A 6,182-nucleotide genomic window follows, 5' to 3' on the forward strand; every position below is an offset into this window, starting at 1 on the left:
TGGATTTCGGGGTGTTGCCGACGGACGATCGACAGAGGTCAACATCGCTCGGTCGCCGAGGCGAGGGGAATTCGCGGCACCCGCCGACGGGCGAACCGGCCCATGGTGTGAATTCCGTCGATTCCACGGCTGATCGGGTCGCGATGAAAACGACCCATATTCATCCGCGTGCCGGACACGGGATCGTGCAGCGAAAAGGTCAGATCGTCGAAAAAGACCAACCGCGCGATGACCTCACCGTCGAGCGCCAGGTAGAGATAACCGTCGCGTTGCGCGATCACGTCGTAGTCGTCGTCTCCGTTGGAGTACCTGCCGACGCAGTCGGCCGCGGGCAGGGTCGACCGCCCGGGTGGCATCTCGACCTCCTGCCCGCCGACGCAGATGCCCGCCTCGAGCAGCTCGGTGAGCAGGTCCTGCCACAGGTAGGCCCCGGAGTTGGCGTTGCTGGTCAGCGCCACCACGCAGCCACCAACGGGATCGATGCGCAGATAGCACGCCGTGCCGTCGGCGTTGCCGTCGTGGCCCACCCAGTCGGTGGTCTCGTCCCGGAATATGGCCAGGCCGAGACCCCAGGCGTCGGCAAGTCCGAACGGGTCCGCGGTGGCGACGGCGTGGCGCATCCGCTCGGCGTGGTCGGGCGGGAGCACCTCCGGCAGACCGGGGCCGACGTGCATGAGGCCGAGGGACACGAGGTCCTCCGCGCTCACCGCGAGGCTCCCCGTCGGGGCCTCGACCAGCGGCTCGTTCTGCTGGACCGACACGGTCCGGCCGCTGACCCGGTTGACGGAGTGGCCGGTCGCGATCGGTCGCTCCGGGGTGTACGTGGGTGGTGCGGTGATGAAGCTGGGGATGATGCCAAGCGGCTTCAGCAGGATCAGCTCCACGGCCTCCCACCAGCTCATCCCGGTGATCGTCTCGATGAGATGACCGGCGAGCACGTAACCCACGTTGGAGTAGGAGAAGGCGGTGCCCGGCGGCAGGACGAGGTTCTGCTGCCGGCAGTGGTCGAGCACGTAACGGCGGATGGAGCCGCTGGTCACCGAGTCCGGTCCGGTGGGCAGCCCGCTGGTGTGGCTCAACAGCTGACGAAGCGTGATCCGTGCGAAGCAGTCGTCCGACTCGGCCGCCTGCTTCGGGAGGTACTCGCCGACCGGCGCGTCCAGCTCGAGGTCGCCGTCGGCGACGAGAACCATCGCGACGGTCGCGGTGAAGGCCTTGGTGATCGAACCGACCGGAAACGCGGTATCCCGGCGAACCGGATTCGCGGAGCCGTACTCCGTTTCCCCGACCGCGACCGCCACCGTGTGGCCACCCCGGTGTATGGCGAGCTGGGCGCCGGGGACCTGGTGTTTTGCGGCGGACGCGGACAGGGCGTCGGCTAAGCAATCAGCGCCCTCTTCGAGGCAAGACAACATTGAAAACACGACCCTATCTTCTTCTCCAACTGAACGGTTTCGGGGCCCGTGAGACGGGGTTAAGGATGAATCCGGCCGGCCGCAGCCGACACCGCCAGCCGGAGCATTGGCACTCCCAACATGTGTCATCCGGTAACGCAACCAGATCCACACTGCCCGAAGGTCATTTAATGGTCACCACGGGAGCGGCACGGCGATAGCAATCGCCGGCAATAAGTCTGGATGGGCTTGGTGAACGGCGCGTTGACCGCGGAATGCGATCTGCTGGCAGCCACATGGAAATCCGGACCAGCGGTGGCCCCCGCACCCGGCCGGCCGGGCGGCCGCGGGGCGAGCACCGCCGTTGATCGGCGAGGTACTCCGCGTCCGGCGCGTTCCGCACACAATCTCCGCCGGAGATCGGCGACGCGGCCAGGGTCGTGGTGAAAGTCTTGGTAATGGATCCGACCGGAATCCTCGATTCTCCGGTCAGAGCCACGTTTCCCCGATGTTCCTCCTCGCCGACCTCGATCAACCGGACTGCGCCGTGGTGGAGCACGGCCAGCTGCCCGCCGGGAAGAGCCGAACTGCCGAGACCCTCGGATAACTTCGCGGGATCCATCTCTCCTCACAGATGAACATGCTCACCCCCTCTGGACGAGATTGGGTCGCGCGCACCTTGCACAGGGATACCGCTGCTTTCGTACCCGCGCGCACCGCCGCGCTCGACTGCGCTTACTGCTGGGAAGCCGACCGGTTACGTCGGCCTTGAACATGCGCAGGGCCTGGACGAGAACCGGATCCCCGGCAAGGGGGCGTTGTACCTAGGCATCCGCCGCTCCCTTAGGTGGCTCCCGGTTCCGCCATCCATCCCAGCGATGGACCAGTCAATATTCACCAAGACCGACCAGCCAACGCGACCGCCGAATGGAGCAGTTGCACTTGTGAAATTGCACTAATTGTGCGTACATCCAGCGGTAACTCGCTGCTCAGCGTCTCGGCGCAAGTTCATCCGAACGGAGTAGTTTAGCCGGAGATTGTGGTGATCACCTGCGTAATCGCGGATAGGACATGTTCTCATTGGCCGATGCCGGATAGTGACCGCGCACCGGAAAGTCCACCCGAATGGCCGAGTTTGGCGGCGCGACGACGGCAATTACCTGGGGCTTCACCCCGCGCATGGTGCGCGGTGCAGCATTCGCGGCGCCCACCCGGCGCCGGCGACCGCGAAGTGGGTCGTCCGGCTCGCCGGCCTCCCGGCCGGCGGGAGGCTAGACCGGATCACCGACATCGGCCGGGCATACCCTTGTTACTCCGCTGAGTGACCGCTAGGTTGCCCATACTGAGGGGAAGGGGGCGCAGGGTTTCGCCGGAGCGTGGTGCTGGGGTCATCTATACGCTCAATCTCTAGATGCCGTGTACACACGCGCGGTCGGACGCCTCCGTCAACCCTCCACGGGCAACGACCGGAGGTCTGAAATGCGTATCGGCAGACGGCTCGCGCTCGCGGGAACGGTTCTCGCGCTCGCGGTCGGCACCACCCAGCCGGCGTCGGCGGATCCACGATCGGCGGCCGGCCCCTGGCCGGCCGACCCGGACGGATCCACGTCGGTCACCCTCGTCACCGGCGACCGAGTGATCGTCTCGGGAGCGACCCGGGCGGTCCGGCCGGCCCCCGGCCGGACGGCCATGGCCTTCTCCACCTTCACCGCGGCCGGCCACCTGTACGTCATCCCGGCCGACGCGCTCGGGCTGGTCGCCTCCGGCCGGCTGGACCGCAGGCTGTTCGACGTCACCACCTTGATCGAGTCCGGCTATGCCGACGCGCGCCGGGACACGCTGCCGCTGATCGTCGCCTACGAGGGCGGCGTCCGGGCGAACCTGGCCGCGGGCACCGTCACCCGCGACCTGCCCAGCATCAACGGCGCGGCGATCTCCGCCGGCAAGGCCGACGCCGCCGCGCTGTGGAACGCGGTCACCAGCGGCGGCCCGGCCGCGCGCGGCCTGCGCACCGGCGTGGCGAAGGTGTGGCTGGACGGCACCCGTCGGTCTACTTTGGACCGCAGTGTGGCGCAGATCGGCGCGCCCGCGGCCTGGGCGGCCGGCTACACCGGCACCGGCGTGAAGATCGCCGTGCTGGACACCGGAGTGGACCAGACCCACCCGGACCTGGCCAGCCGGGAGGTCGCCGAGCGGAACTTCAGCGACGCCCCGGACGCCGTGGACCGCTTCGGCCACGGCACGCACGTGGCGTCCATCGCCGCCGGCACGGGCGCCAAATCCGGTGGGAAATACCGGGGCGTCGCCCACGACGCGAGCATCCTGGACGGCAAGGTGCTCAACGACGACGGCTTCGGTCAGGAGTCGTGGATCATCGACGGGATGGAGTGGGCCGCCGAGCAGGGCGCCAAGGTCGCCAACCTGAGCCTGGGCGGCCCGGACTCCCCCGAGCTCGACCCGCTCGAGGAGGCGGTCGACAGCCTGTCCGCCCGGCACGGCGTGCTCTTCGTGATCGCCGCCGGCAACTCCGGCGCCGCGGAGACGATCGGCTCCCCCGGCAGCGCCGACGCCGCGCTCACCGTGGGCGCGGTCGACCGCGACGACAGCATCGCCCCGTTCTCCAGCCGCGGACCGCGCACCGGTGACGGCGCGATCAAGCCGGACCTCACCGGTCCCGGCGTGAGCATCGCCGCCGCCAAGGCCGCCGACGGCGTCATCGGGGAACCGGTGGCCGACGGCTACGTCTCGCTGTCCGGCACCTCGATGGCCACCCCGCACGTCGCCGGCGCCGCCGCCCTGCTCGCCCAGCAGCACCCGGACTGGACCGGCGCCCGGCTCAAGGCCGCCCTCACCGCCTCGGCCACGCCGAACGCCGCGCTCACCGCGTTCGACCAGGGCTCCGGCCGCGTCGACGTGGCCAAAGCCATCACCACGACGGTGACCACCGAGCCCACCAACGTCAGCCTCGGCACCGTGGCCTGGCCGCACGGCGACGACCAGCCGGTGACCAGGCCGCTGACCTACCGCAACGCCGGCCCGACCGACGTCACGCTCACCCTGGCCGTCGACGCCAAGGGCCCGGACGGAAATCCCGCGCCCGCCGGCATGTTCTCCTTGAGCGCCAACCAGATCACCGTGCCCGCCGGCGGCGAGACCCGGGTCGATCTCACCGGCGACACCCGGGCCGGCACCCTCGACGGCGGCTACACCGGCAGGATCGTCGCCACCGCGGGCGAATCGGCCGTCACGACGCCGATCGCGATCAACCGCGAGGTGGAGAGCTACACCCTCACGATCAACGTCCGCGATCTCGCCGGCGCCCCGACCGACCGGTACTCGATGCTGCTGCTCGGCCTGGACAGCACCAGGTTCGCCTTCCCGTTCGACCCGGACGGCACGGTCACCACCCGGCTGCCAAGGGGTCGGTACCTCGTGGACACCCTCGTGCTCACCGGCGACGAGCAGACCCCGCACTACCACCTGCTGCCCTACCCGTCGCTGTCGCTGACCGGGGACACCACGGTCGACGTCGAGGCCGGGGCCGCCAAACCGATCAGCATCACCACCCCCGACCCGGCCGCCACGTTGGCTCTCGGCGACATCGGCTACGACGTCCGGACCGGCGGCATCGGCCTGAGCCGGTCGTTCCTGACGACCGACCTCGCCGAGCTGTCCATCGCCCACCTCGGCCCGGCCCTGCCCGCCGAGGCGTTCTCGGCCCGCATCAACACCCAATGGACCGTCCCCAGCGGACAGTTCTACGGCCTGGCCTGGTTCCAGTCCGGCAGCCTCCCAACCGGGTTCAGCCGGGTGGTCACGCCACGGGACCTCGCCACTCTCAGGGCCGACTTCGGCCCGGCGCCCGAGGGCCGCATCGGCGCCCGGTTCGCCTTCCCCAGGCCGGACACCGGTCCCACCGGCGCCTGGGCCGTGCTCCTCGACGTCCCCATGCCCGGCCGGCGCACGGAGTTCTACAACACCGAGGGCCGCTGGCAGACCGGCCTGCTCCAACTGGTCGAAGACCCCTTCGACATCGAGCTCGACCTCAGCTCCGAGTTCCGCGCGTTCCGCCCCGGCCGCACCTACCAGGCCCGGTTCGCCTTCGCCGTGTTCGGCCCGGCATTCCCCCGGTCCGACTCGCCGTGGGCCGCCCGCCTCGGCGACGAGCTGCGCCTCTCCCTCCCCCTGTTCAGCGACTCCGCCGCCAACGCCGGCTTCTCCGCCGTGGAGTCCGGCAGCGCCAAGCTGTTCCACAATGGACGGCTCATCGGCGAGTCCCCGTCCCCCTACGGAGGCCTGTTCGAGGTCCCCGCCACCCCGGGCACCTACCGCCTCACCACCGAGGCCACCCGCCCGCCACAGTTCGACGTGACCACCGCGCTGAGTGCCAGCTGGACGTTCCGCTCCGGCCACGTCCCCGGCACGAATCCCGAACCCCTACCCCTGCCGGCGATCCGCTTCACCCCGCAACTCGACGCGGCCAACTCCGCCCCCGCCGGCCGCCCCTACCTGGTTCCCCTCATCCTCCAACACCAGTCGGGCAGCCTCGCCCGCCCGCACCGCGTCTCCGTCGACGTCTCCTACGACGAAGGCAAGACCTGGCGCAGGGCGGACGTCCTGGTCAACCTCGCCGTCCTCCTGCACCACCCGGCCGACGCCACGTCGGTCTCCCTCCGGGCGACGGCGACCGACCGCAACGGCACCACCGTCGAGCAAACCCTCATCCGCGCCTACAAGTTGAGGAGCTGACCGAACGAGCGGTGGCCCGGCCCCCCGGCCACCGCGTGC

Annotated in this window: 3 protein-coding genes; 1 reads left to right on the forward strand and 2 read right to left on the reverse strand. The window is 69.8% G+C overall.

Annotated elements, in window-relative coordinates:
• Window positions 1–38 precede the first annotated feature (38 nt).
• Both VGX25_RS30790 and VGX25_RS35850 read right to left on the reverse strand, forming a co-directional pair.
• On the reverse strand, window positions 39–1,544 hold the full coding sequence (locus VGX25_RS30790) for a serine hydrolase domain-containing protein (protein WP_326921459.1): 1,506 nt from the start codon (window positions 1,542–1,544) through the stop codon (window positions 39–41).
• Window positions 1,545–1,578: 34 nt separating this feature from the next.
• Window positions 1,579–2,016 (reverse strand): serine hydrolase, encoded by a 438-nt coding sequence (locus VGX25_RS35850; RefSeq protein ID WP_414636040.1) that lies wholly within the window; start codon window positions 2,014–2,016, stop codon window positions 1,579–1,581.
• Between the two features lie 857 nt (window positions 2,017–2,873).
• Here VGX25_RS35850 and VGX25_RS30795 point away from each other — a divergent pair.
• Complete coding sequence (locus VGX25_RS30795) at window positions 2,874–6,143, forward strand: S8 family serine peptidase (RefSeq protein WP_326921460.1); 3,270 nt, start codon at window positions 2,874–2,876, stop codon at window positions 6,141–6,143.
• The last annotated feature ends 39 nt before the right edge of the window (window positions 6,144–6,182 follow it).

This window comes from Actinophytocola sp., assembly GCF_035942955.1.
Lineage (GTDB): Bacteria > Actinomycetota > Actinomycetes > Mycobacteriales > Pseudonocardiaceae > DASYTH01.